Genomic DNA, 23,400 nt, shown 5'->3' with positions numbered 1-23,400 from the left:
ATATGCACTTTCGTGTGCGCGAACAGCCGTCCGGAATCGCTCCGAACCGCGGCAAGCGGGTTCATGAGACGACCCGCGTGAAAGGGGAGCCCTTGGCTAAAGCATCGGATGGCGAGCACGACCCGCCGGGCGGGAGTTCACGCTGCTCGCTTCGCCGTAATATACGTCGATGCTGCGGCTCAGATAGTCTGTTGCACCTGCGAAAGCAAGGCGCCAGTCACGTTGCATTTTTCTGGGAACAAAAAGGCGCCTGGTTTATTTCGGCGAAAATGTTCACTGCCGATTGTCGTGCGCCTGCTGCAGGCAGTGTCGCATCGCCGCCGCCCCGCAAACGCCGTCCATGGACTATCCGGGTCGGCAAGAAGCTCCGCCGTCGTGTGGATGCCGTGGTGGAGCGATCCTCCCTGGTTTCCAACGAACCGCTGCTTCAGGCGGATATATTCCCCTGGACGGATTTGCTGTGCCGCCATTGGCGCGAGGTTCGGGAAGAGGCGCTCGCGGTACTGGCGCAGCCCGAGGCGGTTCCCCTGCTCGACGAGGTGTCGCCCGATCATCGTCGCATCGCGCCGCGCGGCAAGTGGCGCAGCTTCTTCCTGCGAGGCTATGGCGCCGACATCGAAGAGAATTTGGCGCGTTGCCCGCGCACAACCGCGCTGATCCGGCAGATACCCAATCTCAACAGTGCCTTCTTCTCCATCCTGGCCCCCGGTGCGCGCATCCCGCCGCACCGGGGGGTCACAAAAGGGCTGATCACCTGCCATATCGGGCTGATCGTACCCGCCGGCGACATCCGCCTGCGGGTGGGACCGGAAGTGGTTGGCTGGCGCGAAGGCGAGGCGCTCATATTCGACGACACCTATGAACATGAGGTCTGGAACGAGACGGACGAGACCCGCGTCGTCCTGCTGATCCAATTCGGTAGGCCATTGCGATTCCCCGGGAAATGGCTGGCGGATCTGTTCCTTTGGGGTATACGCCACTCTGCGTTCGTTCGCGAAGCCAGGCGCAATATTGCCCTGTGGGGTCAGGCGATGGGAAAAGTGGAAGACGCTCATCGACTGGATTGAACCGCAAGCGGCGGCTCCGGCTGGCTGCGACGGGAGCGCATGAGCTTCTTCGAAAGCCTGCTGGTGCTTGCACTGGCATCCATCCTGCTGCTGCAGGTCTCGCGACGGCTATCAATCCCTTATCCGGCCATGTTGGCGACGGCCGGCGTGGTGTTGGCGCTCATCCCCGGCACCCCGTCGATCAGCCTCGATCCCCATATTGCTTTGGCCCTGTTCATCGCGCCGGCGCTGGTGGACGCGGCCTATGATTTCCCGGTGGGCGCGGTCTGGCGCCTGTGGCGACCGCTCGTGGCTTTGGCGGTCGTCGCCGTCCTGTTGACGGCCGGTGCCGTTGCCTGGGTCGGCGTGGCCGTTGCGGGGCTGCCTTTCTACGCCGCACTGGCGCTCGGCGCGATCGTGGCACCGCCGGATGCCGCTGCGGCGACAGCCGTGCTCGGTAGCGTCAACATGCCGCGCCGTTCGGTCGCGATCCTCAAGGGCGAAAGCCTGCTGAACGACGCGCTCGCCCTGTTGCTGTTCAGTGCCGCGACGTCGGTGCAAAGCCGGGGCGGGATCGACGGCAACATGGCGTTGAAGCTTGGGCTGGCTGCGCCGGGCGGCATTCTGCTGGGGCTGGTGCTCGCCTGGTGTTCCAGACGGATACAACGTTATGTCAGCGGCACGCTGGGCGGTAACCTGCTGGAATTCCTCACGACATTCGGCGTGTGGATCATTGCGGAGCGGATCGGGCTATCGCCGGTGCTCTGCCTGGTCGCCTTCGCGATGTCGGTCGCACGCTCTGCCGGACTGCAGACGCCGCCACGCGTGCGCGTCCACAGTTTCGCAGTGTGGGAGACGGTGGTCTTCCTGCTCAACGTGCTCGCCTTTCTTCTGATGGGCATGCAGGCGCGGACCATCATCGGCGGAATGGCGCCGGAGCGGCTCTACCAAGCTGCGGGATTTGCCGGCATCGTCACGTTATGCGTCATCCTGGTCCGCCTGGCCTGGGTCCTGATCTACAATCGTCTGGCGCACCGGTTCGTCGCGCTGCGGGGCGAGTTCAAACCGGCAAGCCTGAAGCATGGTTTTCTGGTCGGCTGGTGCGGCATGCGTGGCTTGATCACAATGGCCACCGCCTTCGCGTTGCCCGGCGATTTTCCGCAGCGCGACCTTATCGTCCTCACCGCCTTTGCGGTCGTCCTGGCGACGCTGGTGGTGCAGGGGCTGACGCTGGCACCGCTGGTACGCCTGCTGCGCCTGGATGGCGAGGAAGGCGCGCAGCGGGAGCTGGACGCCGCACGGGCGGAACTGATCGACGCCGGCATCGGCGCATTGGAAGGGAAGACCGGCGAAGCGGCCGACTATTGGCGCTACAGCTTCACCACGATGCGGGCCGCAGTGGCACCACCGCATGACAAGCGCCCCCTGAAAGAGCGTCGCAAGCTTGGCCTTTTGGCCGTGCGAGAACAGCGCAAACGGCTCGAACAATTGCGCAATCGCCATGCGGTGGATGCGGACGCCTTCCTGGTTTTGCAGGAGGAACTGGATTTTCACGAACTGGCGATCAGCACGGAAGACGAGCGCCATATCGAGGAGAGCTAGATAGGGAACCATCGTCCGCTAGAAGGGGGTATGAAAGCACATATTCTTTTCCCTTTGCTCGTCAGTGCATGGCTGGCGGCGGCGCCCGCCCCGGCCGCTCTGCGTGGCGCGGAGCAGCGCATTGCGGCGGCCATCGACGCCTCTCAAATGCGCGACGTCGCCTTGCTGCAGCGGCTGGTCGATCAGAATAGCGGGACGCGTAATTTCGAAGGTGTACGGGCCGTCGCGACAATGATGGAAGCCGAGCTCGTGCCGCTCGGTTTTACCGTGCGCTGGGTTGCGACGCCGGAAACGGGCCGCGCTGGGCATCTGGTGGCGGAGCATAAGGGCAAAGGCCGCCATATCTTGCTGATCGGCCACCTCGACACGGTGTTTGAAAAGGACAGCCCGTTCCAGACGATGGAGCGCCGCGGCGATACGGTGATCGGACCGGGCGTCTCGGATATGAAGGGCGGGCTGGTCATCATGGTTTCGGCGCTGCGGGCGATGAAGGCGGCCGGCACGCTGGCCCAGGCCAATATCCGCATCGTGCTTTCTGGGGACGAGGAGAGTGCCGGGCGGCCACTCGCGCTTGCGCGCCATGATATGATCGAGGCCGGGCGATGGGCGGATGCGGCCCTTGAGTTCGAGGGCCTCGCGCGGGAAGACGGCAAAGACGTGGGCTCGATCTCGCGGCGGGGATCCATCACATGGACACTGACCACGACCGGCAAGACCGGGCATTCCGCGGGCATATTTAGCGAGGATAAAGGCTTCGGCGCCAATTATGAGCTGGCCCGGATCGTCGATCAATTCCGTCGCGAACTGCGCGAGCCGAACCTTACCTATAGCGTCGGCGTCATGCTCGGCGGGGTCACGGCGACGCCTTCCGCGGTGGGCGAGGAATCGACCGGAGGTACCGCCCAGGGCAAATCCAACATCATTGCCGGACAGGGTTATGCCACGGGCGATATCCGCGCCTTGTCCAACGAGCAGGCGGCGCGCATCCAGGACAAGATGCGGGCGATCGTGGCGGAGCATCTGCCCGGCACTGGCGCCGAGATCAGCTTTAACGAGGGGTATCCGGCCATGGCGCCGACCGCAGGCAGCCGGGCGTTGCTGGCGCAGCTGAACGGGGTGAACCGCGACCTCGGCCTGCCGGCGATGGCAGAACTCGATCCGACGAAGCGGGGTGCGGGCGATATCGCTTTCGTCGCACCCTATACGGACGGACTGGTCGGCACGGGTGCCGCGGGCAACGGCGCGCATGCGATCGGCGAGTCGGCGGACCTCACCAGCTTCCCGCGCCAGGCGAAGCGGGCGGCGATCCTGATGACGCGGCTGAGCAAGTTAGCCTCTTCCAAGCCTTGATCTGCTCTTCGCTCCGGCCCACATGCCGATCATGTTGATTGAAACCGAAATCACGCCGAATCCGGCAACGTTGAAGTTCCTGCCGGGCCGTCCGGTCATCGAGGCCGGCCCGCCCCGGGACTTTGCCGATGCGGACGAGGCCGAAGCGTCGCCGCTCGCCGAGGCGCTGTTTTCGCTCGGCGACGTCGCCGGGGTGTTCTTTGGTCGCGATTTCGTGGCCGTAACCGCCGGCGAGGGCGCCGACTGGCGCGACCTGAAGCCCGAGGTGCTGGCGGTACTGCTCGATCATTTCTCCAGCCATGCGCCGCTGTTCCGGGCGGGCACCGCGCACGATATCGTCATCGAAGACGATGCGGCCTTCGCCGAAAATCCGGAAGATGCGGACATCGTGGCGCAGATCAAGGAACTGATCGAGCTGCGGGTGCGTCCGGCCGTGGCCAATGACGGCGGCGATATCGTCTATCGCGGCTTCGACAAGGGTGTCGTCTATCTGGCGATGCACGGCGCATGCGCGGGCTGCCCGTCCTCGACCGCCACCTTGAAGCAGGGCATCGAGCAGTTGCTGAAACATTATGTGCCCGAGGTTACCGAAGTTCGCGCCGCCTGAGGGGAGATATCATGGCCGTCTCACTGTCCGACGAGGCGCTGGATCGCGCCTTTCGTACCGCTCGCACCTATAACGGCTATACCGACGAGCCGGTTACCGAAGCCGATCTGCGTGCCATTTGGGATCTGATGAAGTGGGGCCCGACCTCCGCCAATCAGGAGCCGCTGCGGATCGCATGGTGCGTCAGCCAGGACGCGAAGGACAAGCTGGCCGAATATTGTTCGGGGCAGAATGCGCCCAAGGTGCGCAAGGCGCCGGTCACGGCCATTCTGGCAATGGACATGGAGTTTTACGAACATTTGCCGCGCTTGTTTCCGCATACCGACGCGCGCGCCTGGTTTCTGGGCAATGACGGTCTGATCCAGGAATCGGCTTTCCGCAATTCGACGCTGCAGGGCGCTTACTTCATCATTGCCGCGCGCATGCTTGGCTTCGATACGGGGCCGATGTCGGGCTTCGACACGCACAAGGTCACCGAAGCGTTCTTCGCTGGCACGACATATAAGGCCAATTTCATTTCCACGCTCGGCTATGGCGATCCCGCCAGTATCCAGGCGCGTCTGCCGCGTCTCGACTTCGAGGAAGTGAACCAGCTACTCTAGCCGCATGACGACGTTGGTGATCGAGACGGCGACCGCCGCATGCTCGGTGGCGCTGCTCGACGGCGCGACCGTGCGCGCCTCCGCCCATGAGGTGGTGGGGCGCGGGCATGCCGAGCGGCTGGTGCCGATGATCAGCGAAGTGCTGGCTGCGGCAGAAGCCACGCGTGCGGACCTGATTTTGGTCGATTGCGGGCCGGGCAGCTTCACCGGCATCCGCGTCGGTCTGGCTGCTGCCCGTGCGCTCGCGCTGGCATGGCAGGTCGATGTGGCTGGATATAGCGCGCTTGCGCTGATCGCCGCGACCGCGCCTGGCGAAGAGGTGGGGGTGGCCATCACCGGTGGCCACGGCGAAGTTTTCGTGCAGCGTTTCGCCACGGCACCGCTTCATCCGCTGGGGCCGATGGCATCCATACTACCCGAAGCGGCAGGGCAGGCGGTGCACGACGATCTCGTTCTGGGCACGGGCGCGCCTGTGCTGGTCGCGGCGCGTGGGCACGGACAAGCGGAAGAACGCTTGCCCAATGCCGCCGACGCCGGGCTGTTACCCGCGGCGCTTGCCACCTTGCCGCCGACGCCGCTTTACGGGCGTCCGCCCGACGCGGCGCTGCCGCGATGATTGCGGCTCTGCGCGAGGGTAATGAGGGCGATATTGGCGCCATCATGGCTGTCATGGAACAGGCGTTCGACCCCGCATTCGGGGAGGCGTGGACTGCCGGCCAGTGCCTGGGCATGTTGTCCCTCCCCGGCGTCTGGCTGTCTTTCGCAGAGGACGGGGATCGCACCATCGGCTTCGCACTCAGCCGATTGCTGGTGGACGAGGCCGAGTTGCTACTGCTGGCGGTGGTGCCCGATTCACGTGGGAAGGGGATCGGCAGAGCCTTGATCGACCGCACGGCCCGGATCGCCGCCGGCAAGGGCGCGCGCCGGCTGTTGCTGGAGGTGCGTCACGATAATCCCGCGCTTGGTGTCTATCGCGCGGCGGGGTTTGCGGAAATCGGTCGCCGCTGCGGCTATTACCATGGCGCGGACGGTATGACCCGCGACGCACTGACATTGGCGCTTCCGATCGAGGTTGATCCGTCCGATGCTCTTTCAACGGCACCATAAAGCCGTTAGCATGCAGGCATGACGCGCAAAATCGATGTAGAAGCCCTATGCGCCGACAAGGGTCTGCGCATAACCGAACAGCGCAAGGTGATCGCGCGCGTCCTCTCCGAGGCAGAAGATCACCCCGATGTCGAGGCGCTGCATGCGCGTGCGGCAGCGATCGATCCGGGCATCTCGATCGCCACGGTCTATCGCACCGTGCGCTTGTTCGAAGATGCGGGCATCCTGGAACGGCATGATTTCGGCGATGGCCGCGCGCGATATGAAGCCGCCGCCGACGAGCATCACGATCATCTGATCGACGTGGAAAGCGGGAAGGTCATCGAGTTCGTCGATGCCGAGTTGGAAGCCATGCAGCGGCGTATTGCCGAAAAGCTCGGCTTTCGCCTGGTCGATCACCGCATGGAATTATACGGCGTTCCGCTCGACCGGCAGAGCTGAGCGAGCTTCATGACGATTCGGGCGGTGGTGCGCGTGCTGGCCATGGCAATGCTGCTGCTCGTCTGCCTTCCGATCTGGGCGGTCAGCCGGTTGTTCGGCGGCGGTGCCTTCATGGTCCGTTTCTTTCTCGGTCGGGTTGGCTGGCTGCTGGGTCTGCGCGTGACCGTCGAGGGGCAGCCGGTTACCGGCAACGTCTTATATGCGGGGAACCATCTGTCATGGCTGGACATACCGGCGATTGGCGGCGCGACGCCTGCGCGCTTCATCGCGAAATCGGAGATCGCCGGCTGGTCTGTCATTGGATGGCTGGCGCAAATTGGCGGAAGCGTCTTCGTGGCGCGCCAGAAGCGTAGCGAAACCCGCCAGCAGGCCAATGCGGTTTCGGTCGCCTTGACGGAAGGGCGGCCGGTGGTGCTGTTTGCCGAGGGGGGCACGGGCGACGGCGTCACGCTCACGCCGTTTCGCCCGTCGCTGTTCGCCGCCGCCAATGATGCAGGCGTCACCGTCCAGCCGCTGGCGGTGGATTATGGTAGCCGCGCCGCCGAAATTGCCTGGCCGACCGGTGCGAGCTTTGCGGGCGAGTTAAAGCGCATGCTTAATCGGCCCGCTCCGGTGCCGGTCACATTGCGGTTCATGCCGCCGATGGACGGGGCGCGGGTGGACCGTAAAAGCCTGGCGCGCGAAACCTATGATGCGGTTGCCGCTGCCCTCAGGCTGGAGCCCGCTGTCACGGCAAAGCCAGCGGGATGATGCCCAGCTGAAGGCCGGGCATCATCCATGACATTTAGCGGCAGCGAATGTCGTTATTCTGCTCGATCGACTTGCCGAGCAGCGCGCCCAATGCGCCGCCAATCAAAGTGCCGGCTGCGCGATTGTGGCCGCCATCGATGACATTGCCCAGAATGCCGCCGCCCGCCGCGCCGACGATGAGGCCGGTCGTGCCATCATTGCGCTTGCAGTAATAACGCCCGTCGGAACCCCGATAGACCTCATCCTGCGCCGCGAGGCGACGCTCCGAATAATTGGGCCCGTCGCGATAATAACGAGAGGCGTCATACTGGGTCCGGAAGCGCGGATCATTGCCGGCATAATAACCGCCATCATTATAGCCGCCATTGCCGGCCGCATAATTGCCGTCGCGCCGTTCCCAGCGGATGCGCTGGCTGAGCGCGTCCAGCCGCTGCTGGATCATATCGGCTCGGGCCGGGCTCCAGCTGCGCCGGTTGGCTTCGCGGCGAATGGCGTTCAGCTCAATCTGGGCATTGCGCGCTTCGCGACGGTCCAGACTGCCGTCCGCGATGCCGCGCTGGATCCGACGCTGCAGAAATTGGATGCGTTGGCGCGGGTCGGTGGGGGCGCCACGCCAAAAGGTGTCACGATTCCAATTGTTGGCGGATCCCCATGGCGCGCCGGGCGGCTGGGCGACGACCGGCGTCGCGCCGAGCATTGCCAGTACGGCTGCGCATGCGAGAATATTGCGTTTCATGGCATGTCTCCTGCGAACGGACATTTGGTCCGATGCGGCTAAAACACGCCACAACCGAAACGGTGCCGTGACGAGGGTGCGCCTGGCGGCTCAGCCGCCGAAGCGGATGCCCAACCACAGGGTGCGCGGGGTCGCGCGCTCGATCGTGCCGTCCGACGAAATTGTCGCCATGACGAGGGTGCCGGTCACATTCTCGGCGCGCGCCTGGATGGCCAGATTATGGCCGATCGGAATGCTGGCGGCGAGGTCCAGCGTCGTCGCACGCTTGTCGACGCGGCTATTCTGATCGTCTTCATATTGACCGGATACATATCGCAGCGTGGCAGATGTTGAGAGGCCCCAAAGCTCCTCGCGTCCAATCGTCGCCGAGACTTGATGTCGCGGCGTCTGCGCGGGGCGCAGCCCATCCAGCGCCGCCGAAAACCCGTCCCCGCGCACACGCGCATCGACATAGGCGTAGGACGCGGCCAACCGCCATTCGCCATCGGTCACACGCGCGTCGAATTCCGCCCCGTTCGACCGGATTGCCTGCAGGTTTCCACGCTGACGATAGACGCCGCCGGCTCCGACGAAGCCGACACCGGGAAAGGTGCCCGGCCCCGCACCAAGCGTGATGTTGCCGATCGCGTGATCCAACACGTTGTGGAAGACCGTCCCGCTCAGCTTGGTGTTGGGAAAGGGGGTCCAATCGATCCCGGCGTCGATTCCCTTCAGCCGTTCCGGGCGCAAAGCAGGATTGGCCGCCGTCGCATCCGTCCCGGCGCGAAACGGCCGGTACAACTCGTTCAGCGTAGGCAGGCGCCAGCCGAGATAGGCCGCTGCACGGGCATGCCAATGACGCGCCGGCTGCCACGCAATTCCGCCGCGTGCGGTGGTTTCGGTGCCGCTGCGATCGGCATAATCGGTATTGGTGACGAAGGCGCCGGTCGCCAGCGTGCGTTCCCGCAAGCGCCCGTCGCTGATCCACCAGCGGTCGATCCGGCCGCCACCCGTCAGGATGAGCTTGTCATCCACCGGCCAGCTAAGGTCGGCGAACGCACCGGCGGTGGTGGTCCGCCCGCCGGCTTCGCGCTGGCGGGTCGGCGTGCCGGCGACATAGGTGAAATATTCGTCCGTTTCCCCCTCCGTATAGCGGGCGTCGGCACCGATACGAAGCTCGAGATTGCCCCCCAGGGGTGGACGCAGTTCGATCCGGCCCCCGGCCCCGGTGGCGGGAACGTTGAACTGGTCCAAGGTCTGCGTGGCGATGGTTCGATTGGCATTGGCACTGGCAAAGCCTGAATTGAACTTGCGGATCTGCAGATAGGTCAAAGCCTCGAAACCCCAGCGTCCGCGACCGATCAGGCGGAGGCTGGCATCGGCGCCGGTCGTGGCATTCTCGGTGCCGGCTATGCCGCGGTTTCGCTCGTCCCGGATCAGCAGCATGTTTGCCTGAAGCTCGGTTTCCGCCGCGACGGGGAACACGGCGCGCGCGGTGACCGAACCCTGGCGATAGGCGGCAGGCTGATCGATCGGGCCACGCTGCCGGGCAATGATCGGGGTGAATCCGTCACCGCGCTGATAGGATGCGGAGATGGTGGCAAACCCGGCGCCGGCATTGCCCGACAGGGCTGCATCCGCATCGATCGAGTCGCGACTGCCATAGGCGACGGAGGCGGTCGCCGGGCGAAGTTGATCCGGCCCTGCACTGTCGATTTCGATCGTGCCGGCCAAGGCGCCCGGGCCATAAATGCCGCTGCCGCCACCCCGCGTCACGCGAATCTCCCCCAGCCGGGCGGGGTCGAAGGCGGTGAAGGTCGCCCAGCCGCCGAACGGATCGATCTGCGGCACGCCATCCAGCACGATGAGCGCGCGCGAGGATGCGTTGCCGCCTAGCCCGCGCAGCGTTGCCCCCTGACTGGTGGGATGGGCGGATCGGGAGTCGGATCGACGAAATTGCTGAAAACCGGCGACGTCGCGCAGCACGTCTTCCAGCCGTCCGCTGGCGGTGGAAGTCAGCCGCGTCCGATCGATTGTGACCACGTCATAGGCAGCATCGCCCGCGACCCGCGCCAGGCCGCGGCCGGTGACGACGATATCGACATAAGGTTGCGCGTCGGACGCGACGGGCTCGGCGACGATAGCGGGGGGCGGGGGTGGAAGAGCGGCGGGCATCGCTGCCTATTAGCGACGTGGACGCACTTGGGGAGATTAAATGCGGGCTAAGCGGAACGAGCCTGTCCCGCAGGCCGTTTGCTAGCTTCTTCAAGGAGATGCATCACATGCGCTACCAGCTGCGACCGCTGCGGGAGCAGTCCATGGTCATTACCGGCGCCAGTTCCGGCATAGGCCTCAACACCGCCAAGCAGGCGGCTGCCGCCGGGGCAAAGGTGACGCTGGTGGCGCGGGACGAACCGGCGCTTCGGACGGCGGTGGCAGAGATCGTGGAAGCGGGCGGCGAGGCCGTTTTCGCTGTCGCGGACGTGGGCGATCCTGATCAGGTGGAGGCGGCTGCGGCAACTGCCATTGCCAGCTTCGGCAGGATCGACACGTGGGTCAATGATGCAGGGGTCACCATCTATGCGTTGCTGCGCGATACCCCGATCGCGGAGCATCGGGCGCTGTTCCGCACCAACTATTTTGGCGTCGTGAATGGCGTCACTGCGGCCCTGCCCCATCTGCGGGTCTCTGGGGGGGCGCTGATCACGGTCGCCTCGGTGGTCGCCGATCTGCCGACACCGGTGCAGGGCGCCTATGCCGCCTCCAAGCACGCCGTGAAGGGCTATATCAATTCGCTGCGGATGGAATTGGTGGCGGAACGGGTGCCGGTGTCGGTGACGTTGGTGAAACCCGGCGGGATCGATACACCGATCGCACAGCATGCCGCCAATCATATGGGGCAGGAGGGGCTGATCCCGCCGCCCGTTTATGATCCCGATCTGGTGAGCCAGGCGATCCTCGACGCGGCGGCATACCCCCGGCGGGAAATCACGGTCGGCGGGATTCCGCGCCTGCAAGTGTTGGCTGGCACCCATTTCCCCGCCTTGCTCGACCGGCTGTCACGCTTTCTTATCCCGATGTTGACCGACCCCACCCAAGCCCCCACCAAAAGCGATAGCGTCACATCGCCGGTTGCGAATGGGCACATACGATCGGGTCGTCAGCAAGGACGCAGCGTCAGCCTTTACAACTGGGTCGCACGTCATCGCCTCGTCGCAACGCTCGGCGTCGTCGCGATGGCGGGGGGCGCAATCGCCGTCGCCGTGCGTGGTGCAGGCGATCGGAGGCTCCCTTAGCGGCGAACGTCGAGGCCGCCTTCCAGGAAGGCATCCAGGTCCCGCCGCGTGAACAGGCTCGCATCCCCTGGCAGGCTATGTTTGAGAGCGGTCAAAGCGAGGCCGGCGCGTGCCACGTCCTCCAGGCTGAGCTCTTCGATCAATCCGTGGAGCACGCCCGCCGCGAAACTGTCGCCGCCACCGATGCGATCGACGATCCCGGAGATTGCGATCTCGTCCGTTTGGAAGCCGCGTTCCGGCGTGTCGATCCTGGCCGCGAGGCGGTGGCGATCGCTGTCTTCCACATGCCGCGCCGTCGACGCGATCAGCTTAAGCGCGGGAAAGGCCTGGAATGCGGCTTCGGCAGCCTCACGACGGCGATGGGCGCCCTCTCCGGAAAAATGCCGATCCAGCAGCAAAGCAACATCCTGATGGTTGCCGAACAGGATGTCGGCCTGGCTCACCAGTTTTGACAGGGTCTCGCGCGGCCGTCCGTCCCAGGCGGCCCACAATTTTCCACGCCAATTGCCATCGAACGAGATGGGCACCCCCAGGCGCGTTGCGGCCGCCGCCGCCGTGAGGGCGGCCTCGGTTCCATTGGGCCCCAGCGCGGGCGTGATCCCGGATAGGTGGAGCCGCCCGGCGCCCGCCAAAAGCGCGTCCCAATCCCAAAGGTTTGCCGGCGCATCGGCGAAGGCGGAATGCGCGCGATCATAGATCACTTCGGTGGCGCGCAGGCCCGCACCGGGCGTCACGAAATACAGGCCCATCCGACCGTCACGACGCTGCACGGCCGAAACGTCGACGCCCTGACCGCGCAACGCGTGCAAGGCGGCGTCGCCCAACGGCGTGGCGGGCAGGGCCGTCACCATCCGCGTTGCATGATCCAGCCGCGCCAGCCCCGTCGCCACGTTCGCCTCGGCGCCGGCCACCCACACGTCCAGCTTGGCCGATTGCAGCAGCAGCTCACGATTGGGCGGAGACAGCCGCAGCATGACTTCGCCAAAGAAGATAGTCGGCTTGGAAGAGGGCATGTGCGGTAGATCCCTTCGATTGCGTCGCGGCTTTAGGGAGGTGCAACGGAGCCCGCAATCGGCACGCGCTACAGGGTGCGCCACGCAGTTTCTGCCGTGCGTCGCGCACGCACGACCGAGGTTCAGCCCGATCGCGGGGACCCGGCTGCCCAGACGCGCGTTTCCCTTCCGATCGGTCCTGCCGCTGCCGCAGCAACGGGCGGGTCAATACCAAAGAACCGCACTTCGAAGGATTCCCGTCCGCATGACATCCGCATTGCCGGTCTCGCTGACCGTAAACGGTACGCCACAGACCCTCACGCTGGATCCGCGTGTCACGCTGCTCGATGCCTTGCGCGAGCATCTCCACCTGACGGGCAGCAAGAAGGGGTGCGACCATGGTCAATGCGGCGCTTGCACGGTGATCGTGGAAGGGCGGCGGATCAACTCATGCCTTTCGTTGGCCGTGATGCATGACGGCGATGAAATCACGACGATTGAGGGTCTGGGCTCGCCCGAACAACTCCATCCCATGCAGGCGGCGTTCGTAAAGCATGACGGCTTTCAGTGCGGTTATTGCACCCCCGGGCAGATTTGCTCGTCAGTCGCGATGCTCGGCGAGATCAGCGATGGCATACCCAGCCATGTCACCGACGATCTGATGGACGTCGCCTTTTCCGACAGCGAAGTGCGCGAACGGATGAGTGGCAATATCTGCCGCTGCGCCGCCTACCCCAACATCATTGCCGCGATCCGGGAGGTACAAGGAGCATGAGAGCCTTTACCTACGAGCGCGCCACGAGCGCGCAGGCCGCCGCCGCGGCCGCCGCCGCGCATCCCGGTGCCAAGTTCATCGCAGGCGGCACCAATCTGCTCGACCTGATGAAGCTGCAGATCGAGACGCCGACGCATCTGATCGACGTCAATCATGCCGGTCTGGACCAGATCGAGCCGACCGACGAAGGCGGGCTGCGGATTGGCGCGCATGTCCGCAATACCGATCTTGCCGCCGATAAAAGGGTCCGCGAGGATTATGCGGTGCTGAGTCGGGCGCTGTTGTCGGGTGCAAGCGGGCAGTTGCGCAACAAGGCCACGACCGCAGGCAATCTGCTGCAGCGGACCCGCTGTCCCTATTTCTACGATACGACCAAGCCCTGCAACAAGCGCGCACCGGGCTCCGGCTGCAGCGCCATTGGTGGGTTCAGCCGTAATCTTGCGATCTTAGGCGTCAGCGAAGCCTGTATCGCAACGCATCCGTCCGACATGGCGGTGGCAATGCGCCTCTTGGATGCAACCATCGAGACGATCGATCCGGAAGGCGCGACCCGTGCCATACCCATTGCCGATTTTCATAAATTGCCGGGCGATACGCCGCAGGTGGAAACGGCACTGGCCCCGAATGAGCTGATCACGGCGGTCATCTTGCCTGCGCCGCTGGGTGGCAGCCATGTCTACCGCAAGGTACGCGACCGGGCGTCCTACGCCTTCGCCAATGTGTCTGTGGCAGCCGTCATCGGCGAGGGATTTCAGCGCTTTGCCTTCGGTGGCCTCGCCCACAAGCCATGGCGGGTAGAGGCGGCGGAACAGGCGAGCGGCGCCGCCGCGATCGCCGATATCATCCTCGACGGTGCGCGCACGACGCCCCTGAATGCGTTCAAGTCAGTCCTGACCCGACGCACCTTGAATGTGGTATTGCGGGAGGAACGCGCATGAGCCAGCTGTTGTTCGATCGGCCGGCCGGCCCCAATCCAATCGATCAGGGCAAGGTCGTCGGCGTCGCCCACGATCGGATCGACGGGCCGCAAAAGGTCTCCGGGCAGGCGCCCTACGCCTATGAATATCACGCCGAAGTCGCTGACGCCGCCTATGGCTATATCGTCACGTCCGGCATCGCGAAGGGCAAGATTGCGTCGATCGACACGCAAGATGCCGAAGCTGCGCCCGGCGTCCTGCTGGTTGTCACCCATCTCAACGCGCCCGAGCAAGGTCCCGACAAAGGCGATTTCGCGCCGCAACTCGTCAGCGACGCGATCAGCTATTATCACCAGCCCGTGGCGCTGATCGTGGCGGAAACGTTCGAGCAGGCCCGGGATGCCGCGCATCTCGTACGGCTCGCCTACGCCGAAGAGCCCGGCCGGTTCGATCTTTCGCAGGAACAGGCGAAAGCCTTTCGCCCGACGTCCACCCAGGCCCAGGGTGCGCCGGACAGCGGTGCGGGCGATTTCGACGCTGGCTATGCCGCCGCACCGGTGACGCTGGACGTGACCTATACGACCCCCGATCAAAGCCACATGATGATGGAGCCGCATGCCACCATCGCGCGATGGGACGATGATCGGCTCACGGTCTGGACCTCCAACCAGATGGTCAATTGGGCAGTGCGCGATCTTGCCGGCACATTGCGGCTGGCCAAGGACAAGGTGCGCGTCATCTCCGCCTTCGTCGGCGGAGGCTTCGGTGCCAAGCTCTGGATCCAGGCGGATGCGGTGCTGGCTGCGATCGGGGCGCGGATGCTGGACCGCCCCGTCAAGCTCGCGATCGCACGGCCACAGATCATGAACACCACCACGCACCGGCCCGCGACGATTCAGCGGCTGCGTTTCGGTGCGGATGCCGACGGACGCCTGCTGGCGATCGCGCATGAAAGCATCAACGGCAATCAGCCCGACGGCGCCGTGGAGACTGCGACGGCCCAGACCAAGCAGCTATATGCGGGCAAGGATCGGATGACGTCGCTTCGCTTCGTCGACCTCGATCTGCCGGTGGGGAACGCCATGCGCGCGCCTGGCGAAGCGGTCGGACTTTTGGCGCTGGAATGCGCCATCGACGAGCTGGCCGAGAAACTGGGGATCGACCCGGTCGAGCTGCGCATTCGCAACGACGTCCAATATGATCCTGAGAAGGGGCCCGACACGCCATTTTCCAGCCGCAAACTGGTCGAATGCCTGCGGATGGGCGCGGAGAAATTTGGCTGGTCGGACCGCCAGGCGAAGCCCGGTCAGATGCGCGATGGAAAATGGCTGGTCGGTTATGGGGTGGCGGCGGCCTTCCGCTCCAACCTGACGATGGATTCGAACGCGCGCGTCACGTTACGCGCGGACGGGACCGTGCTCGTCGAAACCGACATGACCGACATCGGTACTGGCAGTTACACGATCATTGCTCAAACCGCTGCCGAGATGCTGGGCGTGCAAATCGGTCAGGTCGAGGTGCGGCTGGCCGATTCCGATTTCCCGACATCGTCAGGGTCGGGTGGATCGTGGGGCGGGAACAGCGCGACGGCGGGCGTTTACGCCGCATGCGAAACCCTGCGCCAGCAGCTGGCCCAGAAAGCGGGCTTCAACGTGTCTGAGGTCGTTTTTACCGATGGCACGGTGCGTTCCGGCGGACGTTCGGTGCCTTTGGCGCAAATCGCCGGAGACGGGGTCATGGTCGAAGGGGGCATCAAATTCGGCTCGCTCACCGACGATTATGCGCAGGCAAGTTTCGGCGCTCATTTCTGCGAAGTCGGGGTCGATAGCGATACGGGGGAAGTGCGGATCCGCCGCATGCTCACCGTGGCGGCCGCCGGCCGCATCCTCAATCCCAAGACGGCGCGCAGCCAGTGCCTGGGCGGGATGACCATGGGAATCGGCGCTGCCCTCATGGAGGAATGCGTGGTGGATACGCGCCATGGTTATTTCGTGAACCATGATCTCGCCGAATATCATGTCCCCGTACATGCCGACATTCCGGATCTGGAGGTCATTTTTCTGGAAGATACCGATGATAAATCCTCGCCGATGAAAGCGAAGGGCGTCGGAGAGCTGGGGATATGCGGTGTCGGAGCTGCCGTCGCGAATGCCGTTTACAATGCAACCGGCGCGCGCATTCGCGATTATCCTTTGACGATGGACAAGATACTGCCCCACTTAACGTGATGCACATCCCTCACCCGCAAGTTTTGCCCCATGCCCGAGCATAGTGCGGGGATACTGCTCTACCGTCAGTCGGACCAGGGGCTGCAGGTGCTGCTCGTCCATCCGGGCGGGCCATTCTGGCGCAACAAGGATGTCGGGGCGTGGCAGATCCCCAAAGGCAAGATCGACGAGGGGGAGGAGCTGCTGGAGGCGGCCTTTCGAGAGTTTGAGGAGGAGCTTGGCTCCTTGCCGACGGGAGACGCACGACCGCTGGGTCAGGTACGTCAGGCGGCCGGCAAGCTGGTGGATGCGTTCGCGTTGGAAGGCGATCTGGATGCGGAGGGTATCAGCAGCACCATGTTCGAGATGGAATGGCCACCCAAATCCGGCACCGTGCGCGCTTTCCCCGAGGTCGATCGCGCAGCCTGGTTCTCGCTGGAGGAAGCGCGAGAGAAGATGTTGGCGAGCCAACAGCCGCTACTCGAACAGCTTGAACGTCAATTGATCGGCTGATCGCACGAACTTGGGCGCAGGAGGGCAGCGATGAATTGGGAGAAATGGCGAAGCGAATTGCGGGCTGCCACGCTCAGTGCCTTCGATGAGATGTCCGCGGGGCTGAAGGGCGAACAGCTTTATGCGGTCAGCTTGCAGACCGATGATGGCGCGATGACCGTGGGGCTCTGTGCCAACGTCGAAGAGGGCTATGCCGAGCGGATGGCCGCGGAGGCGGATGAGTTCGGAGCGCAGGAAGCGGCTTATAATCGCTGGGCGCCGGCGGAATGGCGCTATGAAATGTTCGGCGATGAGGTGTTTGACACACTCAACGCCGATTTGCGCGAAGCGATCTTCGATCCGGATTGTGATTTCGACGCGCATTTCTCCCACCTGCTCGATGCCATGGCGGACGCACTTGCGCATTTGCGGGCAGAAAGAGGCCCCGCCCTGGAGAACGTGACCTTGTTCGTAACCATCTCCGACAGCGACGATACGGAGGCGGTGGAGGATCGCTACGCCACGCAGCTTAACCCGCCGCACCTCGCCCAGGCGTTCCTGCAGCGTTACGCTTGAACGCGCTGACCCGCTAAAGCAGTTCCACCACCATCAGGCCAAGCGGGGCGAGGCGGATCGTCGCGCCGTCGATCCGCGCCCGGTTTTGCGTGACGATCCGGCCGGTCCTTCCGCCCCCGACGCGCGCCAACGGCATGACGGTGGCGGTGTCAGAGAAGTTGAGCAGGGTGAGCAGGCGCTTGCCGCCGCCCGTGCGGACATAAGCGAGAATTTGCGCATTGCCCCGATCGACCATCGCCATGTCGCCAGCCAAAGCGGGGTTGGTGCGGCGTTCTGCGATCAGGCTTCGATATAGCGACAAGACCGAGTCGGGATCCGCTCGTTCGGCGGCGACGTTGCGTGTCGTATAATCGGGCGCCACCGGCAGCCACGGCTTGGCGCCCGCATTGAAACCGGCATTGGTGCTCGCATCCCATTGCATCGGCGTGCGCTCACCGTCGCGGCCCTTCTCCTTCGGCCAGCCTTTCCTGCCGATAATGTCCTGCACGTCTTCGACCCGTTTGGGATCGTTGTTCACCATTCCCAGCTCCTCGCCATAATAGAGGATGGGCGTGCCACGCAGTGTCAGCAGCAGGGTGCCGATCATCTTGGCCATATCGTCGCTGCTGGTTCCGGCAGGACGGGCATAACGGCTCGCCGCACGGGGTTGATCGTGATTGCTAAGCGCGAAGGTAGGCCAGCCGCCGGCCGGATTGGTTTCGACCGCGTCGATCCGCGGCCGCAGCGCGCTGGCGGTCAGCGGCGTTCCGATCAAGCTCAGGAACATGGGCATCTGCAATTCGTCATTATGCGCGCCGTAGAAGCGCGTCAGTTCCGGTGCGGTCGCGACATAGGTTTCGCCGATCAGTACGCGTCCCGGATAGCGATCGATCACCTGCTGGCGCAGTCGCTGCAAGGTCGGATGTATCTCCGGTTGCTCCGTATTGTAGAGCCGCTGTTGCTGGGGCAGGCCATAGGGGTCCGTCCCCGAGGCGACCGGATTGTCCTTGAGATCGGCGCGCTCGAACATCGTGCCGACCGCATCCAGCCGATAGCCATAGACGCCGCGCTTCAACCACCATTCGGCGGCATCGAACATCGCCTTTTCGACCTTTGGATTACGCCAATTCAGGTCCGGCTGCTGCGGATAGAAGAAGTGATAATAATATTGGCCGGTTTTCGCATCCTTCTCCCATGCCGGCCCGCCGAATAAGGAGGTCCAGTTATTGGGTGGGCTCCCGTCCGGCTTGGGATCCCGCCAGATGTAGAAATCGCGATAGCTATTGTCCCGGCTGGCACGCGATTGTTTGAACCAGTCGTGCTTGTCCGAACTGTGGTTGATCACAAAGTCCAGGATCAGCTTAACGCCTTGTGCTTTGCCCCTCGCAATCAGCGTGTCGACATCGGCCACCGTTCCGAATTGCCGATCGACCGCATCGTAGTCCGCGACATCATAGCCAAAATCCGCCTGCGGACTGGGGAACATCGGTGTCATCCAGACGGCGTCGACGCCCAGGTCGGCAAGATAGCCGAGCCGGCCTGTGATCCCCTTGATGTCACCGATGCCGTCATTGTTGCTATCCGCAAAACTACGCGGATAGATTTCGTAAATGACGCTGAGTTTCCACCAATCGGCGGTGCCGGCGGTAGGGTTGACCGGCATCGCCGGCGGCGCGGCGGCGACATGCGTTGTGGCGAGCATCGCCATCGTTCCGATCCAAGCCGCCTTGCCCATCCTGTTCCTCCCGCCCCGCATGCTGCTGGCACGCCGGTCTATCATAGAATAACGCGGCAAGATGAGCATAACGGTGCGCGGGATCAGCAGCGACAGCGCATCCCAACCGATCCAGTTCGAGCGGATCCAGCCCGACGGACTGCATCGACCGCAGACACGTCCCGTTGCGATCGAACGCCCGATCGCGATCGAGTTCAATGGGATCGGCTATGCCGTAATGATGGCCAGCCCTACCGATCTTGAGGATTTCGCGGTCGGCTTCGCGCTGAGCGAGCGGCTGATAACGGGCGTCCAGGATGTGGTCGCGATCGATCATCATCCGGCCGAGCGGGGCGAAATACTGCGCGTCACCCTCGTCGACGCACGTACCGAGACGCTGCTCGATCGCGTCCGGCATCGCGTCTCGGAATCGTCGTGCGGCTTGTGCGGGATCGAGAATCTGGAGCAGGCGCTCAAGCCGCTGCCGCAGGTGGCCAGCGATGCGCGCGCGGATGACGCCGCGATATTTCGCGCGCTGTCCGGCTTGCGCGATCGGCAGCCGCTCAATCGAGACACCGGCGCGGTGCATGCGGCCGCGCGGTGCGGCGCCGACGGGCAGATCCTGGATGTGCGCGAAGATGTCGGCCGGCATAATGCGTTCGACAAGCTGATCGGTGCGATGCGACGGACGGGCGCGACCTGGGATGGCGGCTTTGCGCTACTCTCGTCGCGCTGTTCCTACGAGCTGGTCGAGAAGGCCGCCCTGGCGAATTGTCCGATGCTGGTGACGATCTCCGCCGCGACCGATCTCGCGATCGCACGTGCGCAGGCGTGTGGACTGCACCTGATCGTGCTGGCGCGGGCGGATGCGATGCTGGTGCCGCCGCGATGAAGCCGCTTGGCGCGCTGCTGGCCGGCGGACGATCGTCACGGTTCGGCAGCGACAAGGCGCTGGCGCTCCTGGCGGGGGAGCCGCTGCTGGCGCATGCCGCCCGAGCAATTCAGCCCTTCGTGGCCGAGATCATCATCTGCGGACGGATCGCGCCGATGCACGGCTTCCGGGCCGTCGCCGATCGGCCAGGCCCCGATCTGGGGCCGCTTGGCGGGGTCTGCGGCGCCTTACAGGAGGCAGCCGCCCGCGGCTATGATCGCATCCTGACTATCGGCTGCGATATGCCAATCGTGCCGTCGGCGTTGATCGAGCGGCTGATCACCGCGGCGGGGGCTGCCTATGTGGTGGACGCGCCGATCCTGGGTGTCTGGCCAACCGCACTCGGCGAAGGGCTTGCGCATCATCTGTCCTATGGCGAGGATCGCTCGATCCGCCGATGGGCGGCTTCGGTTGCAGCAGTAGCGATCGACGCGGCGGGAAGCCTCGTCAACGTCAATCGCCCGGAGGATCTGGTCCGCTTCGAAGTACACCGGGGCAGGGGCGACCCGGCTTAGTCTGCCGCGGCGGAGTGAGCCTATATCCCACTGCGGGTCGCCATATTTCTATCGCACGCGGGGGTGAAACTCAGCTGCTCAGGCGTAGAGAAATGAAGTCAGTGCGCGATCGAAACGTCCCCGTTCCAAGTATCGTATAAACACAGATTAGGAACGACGAATAAGTCGGAACGTGCGTCCCGTCGCTCAGTTGGTTGTTTTTCCGATGAAGACTGGAGCGGCCTTATGTTCATGCACAATAAACGGCTACAATATACGGTGCGCGTGGCTGAGCCAAATCCTCTTCTTGCCACGATGATGCTGGAGCAATTCGGCGGCGCGGACGGCGAACTTGCCGCCGCCATGCGCTATTTCACCCAGGCATTGGGCGATGAGGATCCGGGTCGTAAGGATTTGTTGCTGGATATCGCGACCGAGGAGTTGAGCCACTTGGAAGTGATCGGTTCGATCATCGCAATGCTTAACAAGGGCGTGAAGGCGCAGCTTGCCGAAGGCCAGATGGCTGAAGTCGAGCTATACCGGACGATCGGTGCAAGCGGCACCAGCGCCAAGGAAGCGTTGTTGTTCGGCGGTGGCCCGGCCCTGATTGATTCGGCCGGCGTTCCTTGGACTGCGGCCTATATCGACAGCCGGTCGGAACCGACGGCTGATCTCAGGTCGAATATCGCCGCTGAAGCGCGCGCGAAGATCGTCTATGAGCGGCTGATCAATATCACCGACGATCCCGGCATCAAGGAAGCGCTGGGCTTCCTTATGACCCGCGAAATCGCGCATCAGAAGTCGTTCGAAAAAGCGCTGTATGCGATCGAGGACAATTTCCCGTCGGGCAAGCTGCCGGGCGTCGAGAAATATGCCAATCTGTACGTCAACACCTCGCAGGGCGAAGGCGATACCACCGGTCCGTGGAATTCGGGCGATCAATGGGATCGAATCGACGATCTGTCGCAGACGATGCCGATCGATGGTGGTGACGGGTCGGCGACCGTCGGGCTCGATAGCGACGATCAGGCGGTTGCCACCAAATTGGCAAAGCGCACGATGTCCGATCCGACCAGCGATCCGCTGACGGGGGCCGACCTCGGCGCCGGTCCCGGTGCGGGCCGCACGAGCAATGGTGATAAGGGCGGTGCGCCCGATACCGCATCCGCTCCTGCGATGGCCGAGGCCAATGCACCGGCGTGATCGCCGGGGCACGTCTTCCTGAAAATCTTGAGAGCCGGGGCGATCCCCGGCTCTTTTGTGTCTCGAAATCGCGACAGGCAGCTACTGGATACACAATCCCGACGTTGCAAAATGCGGTGCTTATGCCCACGTTTTGTAACGCAATATTGCCTGTGGCGGCCCGCAAAAATCTGTATCTGCCAGCAGCTAGTGCGCGCGTCAGATATCGCGCGATGTGTTTGGGTGCGCGGGTAGCACGCGCTGGAGTGGACGACTGATCGATGCCTCCTCCGCAGCCCGCCGTCTTAGCAATAGACACCGATCTTCCGCTGCCGCGTTCTCCCAGCCTGCCCGGATCCTATCGGACCGTGCCCGTCCCGCGTCACGGTTCGTTCTGGCGCAAGCTCGCCGCCTTTGCCGGTCCCGGCTGGCTGGTCGCGGTCGGCTATATGGACCCCGGCAACTGGGCCACCGACCTCGCGGGTGGCTCGCAATATGGCTATTCGCTGCTGTGGGTGATCGCCTTCTCGAACATCATGGCGATGCTGTTGCAGGGGCTGGCAGCCAAGCTTGGCATCGTCACAGGGCGCGATCTCGCACAAGCCTGCCACGATCATTATAGCCGGCCGGTACGGCTGACCTTGTGGTTGCTGGCCGAGCTCGCGATCATCGCCTGCGATCTGGCCGAAGTGATCGGTACCGGCATCGCGCTTGAATTGCTGTTCGGTATTCCCCTGACGATCGGCGTGTGGCTGACCGCACTTAACGTCATCGTCGCAACGATCCTGGAGCAGCGCGGATTTCGCCGCCTGGAGGCCCTGGTCGGCGGCCTGATGGTCGTCGTCGCAGCCAGCCTGACCGTTGAGCTGCTGCTGTCCGGCCCTGATCTCGCAGGGATTGGCGGCGGGCTGGTCCCAACCGGTGCAATCCTGTCGGATCCCGGCATGCTGTACATCGCGACCGGTATTATCGGCGCCACCGTGATGCCCCATAACCTGTATCTGCATTCGGCGGTGGTGCAGACGCGACGCTTCGCGACCAGCCACCGCGGCAAGCGCGAGGCGGTCCGCTTCGCGATATTGGATGGGGTGATGGCACTGAGCCTCGCCATGTTGGTCAACGGCGCCATCCTGATTCTAGCGGCATCCGTCTTCCATGCGCAGGGGCGCCAGGTGTCCGACATAACGGAGGCCTATAAGCTGCTTTCCCCCATGCTCGGGGTGGGCTTTGCCAGCGCCTTATTCGGTATCGCCTTGCTCGCCTCGGGCCAGAATTCCACCCTGACCGGAGCGCTTGCCGGCCAGGTGATCATGGAAGGCTTCACCAATCTGCGTATCCCGATCTGGGCGCGCCGATTGGTGTCGCGCGGGCTTGCGATCATTCCCGCGGCGATCGTGGCCAGCCTTTATGGCAGCGCTGGAACCGGCAAGCTGCTGATCCTCAGCCAGGTTCTGCTGAGCCTGCAGCTGCCCTTCGCAATCGTCCCGCTCATCCGCATCACGGGCGACCCCAAGTGGATGGGGGAGTTTGCCAACGGCAGAATCGTTCAGGTTACGGCGTGGGTAATTGCGGTGTTGATCATTGGTCTATGCCTCAAATTGCTGTGGGGCTGAGGCGGTAACGCG

23 protein-coding genes are annotated in these 23,400 nt (G+C 64.0%); 19 read left to right on the top strand and 4 right to left on the bottom strand.

Annotation, left to right across the window (positions count from 1 at the left end; genetic code table 11):
- The first annotated feature begins 2 nt into the window (after nt 1-2).
- Genes ACSBM8_RS15580 through ACSBM8_RS15540 form a run of 9 tightly spaced genes read left to right on the top strand, consistent with a single transcriptional unit; the run spans nt 3 to nt 7,505 of the window.
- Nucleotides 3-1,067, top strand: coding sequence for an aspartyl/asparaginyl beta-hydroxylase domain-containing protein (locus ACSBM8_RS15580; RefSeq protein WP_442678911.1), 1,065 nt, complete (start codon nt 3-5; stop codon nt 1,065-1,067).
- Between the two features lie 39 nt (nt 1,068-1,106).
- Nucleotides 1,107-2,648 (top strand): cation:proton antiporter, encoded by a 1,542-nt coding sequence (locus ACSBM8_RS15575; protein WP_442678910.1) that lies wholly within the window; start codon nt 1,107-1,109, stop codon nt 2,646-2,648.
- Between the two features lie 30 nt (nt 2,649-2,678).
- On the top strand, nt 2,679-3,998 hold the full coding sequence (locus ACSBM8_RS15570; RefSeq protein WP_442678909.1) for a M20/M25/M40 family metallo-hydrolase: 1,320 nt from the start codon (nt 2,679-2,681) through the stop codon (nt 3,996-3,998).
- 31 nt (nt 3,999-4,029) lie between these two features.
- Nucleotides 4,030-4,605 carry a NifU family protein gene (locus tag ACSBM8_RS15565; protein ID WP_442678908.1) on the top strand — a complete coding sequence of 192 codons (576 nt, stop codon included), beginning with the start codon at nt 4,030-4,032 and terminating at the stop codon, nt 4,603-4,605.
- An 11-nt stretch (nt 4,606-4,616) separates the two neighbouring features.
- A complete protein-coding gene (locus ACSBM8_RS15560) occupies nt 4,617-5,207 on the top strand; it encodes a malonic semialdehyde reductase (RefSeq protein ID WP_442678907.1) in 591 nt (196 codons plus the stop codon).
- 4 nt (nt 5,208-5,211) lie between these two features.
- Nucleotides 5,212-5,823, top strand: a complete 612-nt coding sequence (gene tsaB, locus ACSBM8_RS15555) for a tRNA (adenosine(37)-N6)-threonylcarbamoyltransferase complex dimerization subunit type 1 TsaB (RefSeq protein ID WP_442678906.1) — start codon at nt 5,212-5,214, stop codon at nt 5,821-5,823.
- On the top strand, nt 5,820-6,314 hold the full coding sequence (locus ACSBM8_RS15550) for a GNAT family N-acetyltransferase (RefSeq protein WP_442678905.1): 495 nt from the start codon (nt 5,820-5,822) through the stop codon (nt 6,312-6,314). Before tsaB ends, ACSBM8_RS15550 begins: the two co-directional genes overlap by 4 nt.
- An 18-nt stretch (nt 6,315-6,332) precedes the next feature.
- Nucleotides 6,333-6,755, top strand: coding sequence for a Fur family transcriptional regulator (locus tag ACSBM8_RS15545; RefSeq protein ID WP_442678904.1), 423 nt, complete (start codon nt 6,333-6,335; stop codon nt 6,753-6,755).
- Nucleotides 6,756-6,764: 9 nt separating this feature from the next.
- Entirely contained in the window at nt 6,765-7,505 is a 741-nt protein-coding gene (locus tag ACSBM8_RS15540) for a lysophospholipid acyltransferase family protein (RefSeq protein ID WP_442678903.1), read from the top strand.
- 34 nt (nt 7,506-7,539) lie between these two features.
- Here ACSBM8_RS15540 and ACSBM8_RS15535 read toward each other — a convergent pair whose 3' ends face one another.
- The gene (locus ACSBM8_RS15535; protein WP_442678902.1) at nt 7,540-8,241 is read right to left on the bottom strand and encodes a glycine zipper 2TM domain-containing protein; all 702 of its coding nucleotides are present in this window, start codon (nt 8,239-8,241) and stop codon (nt 7,540-7,542) included.
- A gap of 90 nt (nt 8,242-8,331) precedes the next feature.
- Nucleotides 8,332-10,395, bottom strand: coding sequence for a TonB-dependent receptor (locus tag ACSBM8_RS15530; protein ID WP_442678901.1), 2,064 nt, complete (start codon nt 10,393-10,395; stop codon nt 8,332-8,334).
- Between the two features lie 107 nt (nt 10,396-10,502).
- Here ACSBM8_RS15530 and ACSBM8_RS15525 point away from each other — a divergent pair, with 107 nt between their 5' ends.
- Nucleotides 10,503-11,516 carry an SDR family oxidoreductase gene (locus tag ACSBM8_RS15525; protein ID WP_442678900.1) on the top strand — a complete coding sequence of 338 codons (1,014 nt, stop codon included), beginning with the start codon at nt 10,503-10,505 and terminating at the stop codon, nt 11,514-11,516.
- On the opposite strand, the gene ACSBM8_RS15520 is transcribed toward ACSBM8_RS15525, so the two are convergent.
- Complete coding sequence (locus tag ACSBM8_RS15520; protein WP_442678899.1) at nt 11,513-12,529, bottom strand: sugar kinase; 1,017 nt, start codon at nt 12,527-12,529, stop codon at nt 11,513-11,515. The two genes, ACSBM8_RS15525 and ACSBM8_RS15520, sit on opposite strands and share 4 nt — an antisense overlap.
- A gap of 130 nt (nt 12,530-12,659) precedes the next feature.
- Between ACSBM8_RS15520 and paoA the strand changes: the two genes are divergently transcribed.
- The 5 genes from paoA to ACSBM8_RS15495 are packed head-to-tail and all read left to right on the top strand — an operon-like array spanning nt 12,660 to nt 17,475.
- The gene (gene paoA, locus ACSBM8_RS15515) at nt 12,660-13,283 is read left to right on the top strand and encodes an aldehyde dehydrogenase iron-sulfur subunit PaoA (protein ID WP_442681615.1); all 624 of its coding nucleotides are present in this window, start codon (nt 12,660-12,662) and stop codon (nt 13,281-13,283) included.
- Nucleotides 13,280-14,221: an FAD binding domain-containing protein gene (locus ACSBM8_RS15510; protein ID WP_442678898.1), complete on the top strand. Its 942-nt coding sequence runs from the start codon at nt 13,280-13,282 to the stop codon at nt 14,219-14,221. The genes paoA and ACSBM8_RS15510 overlap by 4 nt, the downstream gene beginning before the upstream one ends.
- Nucleotides 14,222-14,226: 5 nt before the next feature.
- Nucleotides 14,227-16,428 (top strand): aldehyde oxidoreductase molybdenum-binding subunit PaoC, encoded by a 2,202-nt coding sequence (gene paoC / locus ACSBM8_RS15505; protein ID WP_442681614.1) that lies wholly within the window; start codon nt 14,227-14,229, stop codon nt 16,426-16,428.
- Between the two features lie 30 nt (nt 16,429-16,458).
- Complete coding sequence (locus tag ACSBM8_RS15500; protein ID WP_442678897.1) at nt 16,459-16,920, top strand: NUDIX domain-containing protein; 462 nt, start codon at nt 16,459-16,461, stop codon at nt 16,918-16,920.
- Between the two features lie 30 nt (nt 16,921-16,950).
- The gene (locus tag ACSBM8_RS15495) at nt 16,951-17,475 is read left to right on the top strand and encodes a DUF4303 domain-containing protein (protein ID WP_442678896.1); all 525 of its coding nucleotides are present in this window, start codon (nt 16,951-16,953) and stop codon (nt 17,473-17,475) included.
- 13 nt (nt 17,476-17,488) lie between these two features.
- Here ACSBM8_RS15495 and ACSBM8_RS15490 read toward each other — a convergent pair whose 3' ends face one another.
- Complete coding sequence (locus ACSBM8_RS15490) at nt 17,489-19,189, bottom strand: glycoside hydrolase family 13 protein (RefSeq protein WP_442678895.1); 1,701 nt, start codon at nt 19,187-19,189, stop codon at nt 17,489-17,491.
- Nucleotides 19,190-19,250: 61 nt separating this feature from the next.
- On the opposite strand from ACSBM8_RS15490, the gene fdhD reads away from it, so the two are divergent.
- From fdhD to ACSBM8_RS15470, 4 genes are all read left to right on the top strand, one after another.
- Nucleotides 19,251-20,060 carry a formate dehydrogenase accessory sulfurtransferase FdhD gene (gene fdhD, locus ACSBM8_RS15485; protein WP_442678894.1) on the top strand — a complete coding sequence of 270 codons (810 nt, stop codon included), beginning with the start codon at nt 19,251-19,253 and terminating at the stop codon, nt 20,058-20,060.
- Entirely contained in the window at nt 20,057-20,614 is a 558-nt protein-coding gene (mobA, locus tag ACSBM8_RS15480) for a molybdenum cofactor guanylyltransferase (RefSeq protein ID WP_442678893.1), read from the top strand. The genes fdhD and mobA overlap by 4 nt, the downstream gene beginning before the upstream one ends.
- 225 nt (nt 20,615-20,839) lie before the next feature.
- Entirely contained in the window at nt 20,840-21,796 is a 957-nt protein-coding gene (locus ACSBM8_RS15475) for a manganese catalase family protein (RefSeq protein ID WP_442678892.1), read from the top strand.
- A 347-nt stretch (nt 21,797-22,143) separates the two neighbouring features.
- Nucleotides 22,144-23,388 (top strand): Nramp family divalent metal transporter, encoded by a 1,245-nt coding sequence (locus ACSBM8_RS15470; protein WP_442678891.1) that lies wholly within the window; start codon nt 22,144-22,146, stop codon nt 23,386-23,388.
- The last annotated feature ends 12 nt before the right edge of the window (nt 23,389-23,400 follow it).

This window comes from Sphingomonas sp. ASY06-1R (genome assembly GCF_052180265.1).
Classification (GTDB): domain Bacteria; phylum Pseudomonadota; class Alphaproteobacteria; order Sphingomonadales; family Sphingomonadaceae; genus Sphingomonas_I.
The sequence above is the reverse complement of the archived record's forward strand: the minus strand, read 5'-3'. Positions and strand labels throughout refer to the sequence as shown.

What these genes read in the sequence shown, in the direction of transcription:
- ACSBM8_RS15475 (WP_442678892.1), top strand. Translation starts at nt 20,840, where the DNA reads ATGTTCATGCACAATAAACGGCTACAATATACGGTGCGCGTGGCTGAG.
- ACSBM8_RS15540 (WP_442678903.1), top strand. Translation starts at nt 6,765, where the DNA reads ATGACGATTCGGGCGGTGGTGCGCGTGCTGGCCATGGCAATGCTGCTG.
- ACSBM8_RS15560 (WP_442678907.1), top strand. Translation starts at nt 4,617, where the DNA reads ATGGCCGTCTCACTGTCCGACGAGGCGCTGGATCGCGCCTTTCGTACC.
- ACSBM8_RS15570 (WP_442678909.1), top strand. Translation starts at nt 2,679, where the DNA reads ATGAAAGCACATATTCTTTTCCCTTTGCTCGTCAGTGCATGGCTGGCG.
- ACSBM8_RS15500 (WP_442678897.1), top strand. Translation starts at nt 16,459, where the DNA reads ATGCCCGAGCATAGTGCGGGGATACTGCTCTACCGTCAGTCGGACCAG.
- ACSBM8_RS15565 (WP_442678908.1), top strand. Translation starts at nt 4,030, where the DNA reads ATGTTGATTGAAACCGAAATCACGCCGAATCCGGCAACGTTGAAGTTC.
- ACSBM8_RS15530 (WP_442678901.1), bottom strand. Translation starts at nt 10,395, where the DNA reads ATGCCCGCCGCTCTTCCACCCCCGCCCCCCGCTATCGTCGCCGAGCCC.
- tsaB (WP_442678906.1), top strand. Translation starts at nt 5,212, where the DNA reads ATGACGACGTTGGTGATCGAGACGGCGACCGCCGCATGCTCGGTGGCG.
- ACSBM8_RS15510 (WP_442678898.1), top strand. Translation starts at nt 13,280, where the DNA reads ATGAGAGCCTTTACCTACGAGCGCGCCACGAGCGCGCAGGCCGCCGCC.
- ACSBM8_RS15490 (WP_442678895.1), bottom strand. Translation starts at nt 19,189, where the DNA reads ATGGGCAAGGCGGCTTGGATCGGAACGATGGCGATGCTCGCCACAACG.
- ACSBM8_RS15520 (WP_442678899.1), bottom strand. Translation starts at nt 12,529, where the DNA reads ATGCCCTCTTCCAAGCCGACTATCTTCTTTGGCGAAGTCATGCTGCGG.
- ACSBM8_RS15535 (WP_442678902.1), bottom strand. Translation starts at nt 8,241, where the DNA reads ATGAAACGCAATATTCTCGCATGCGCAGCCGTACTGGCAATGCTCGGC.
- ACSBM8_RS15575 (WP_442678910.1), top strand. Translation starts at nt 1,107, where the DNA reads ATGAGCTTCTTCGAAAGCCTGCTGGTGCTTGCACTGGCATCCATCCTG.
- ACSBM8_RS15550 (WP_442678905.1), top strand. Translation starts at nt 5,820, where the DNA reads ATGATTGCGGCTCTGCGCGAGGGTAATGAGGGCGATATTGGCGCCATC.
- mobA (WP_442678893.1), top strand. Translation starts at nt 20,057, where the DNA reads ATGAAGCCGCTTGGCGCGCTGCTGGCCGGCGGACGATCGTCACGGTTC.
- ACSBM8_RS15495 (WP_442678896.1), top strand. Translation starts at nt 16,951, where the DNA reads ATGAATTGGGAGAAATGGCGAAGCGAATTGCGGGCTGCCACGCTCAGT.
- ACSBM8_RS15580 (WP_442678911.1), top strand. Translation starts at nt 3, where the DNA reads ATGCACTTTCGTGTGCGCGAACAGCCGTCCGGAATCGCTCCGAACCGC.
- ACSBM8_RS15525 (WP_442678900.1), top strand. Translation starts at nt 10,503, where the DNA reads ATGCGCTACCAGCTGCGACCGCTGCGGGAGCAGTCCATGGTCATTACC.
- fdhD (WP_442678894.1), top strand. Translation starts at nt 19,251, where the DNA reads ATGAGCATAACGGTGCGCGGGATCAGCAGCGACAGCGCATCCCAACCG.
- ACSBM8_RS15545 (WP_442678904.1), top strand. Translation starts at nt 6,333, where the DNA reads ATGACGCGCAAAATCGATGTAGAAGCCCTATGCGCCGACAAGGGTCTG.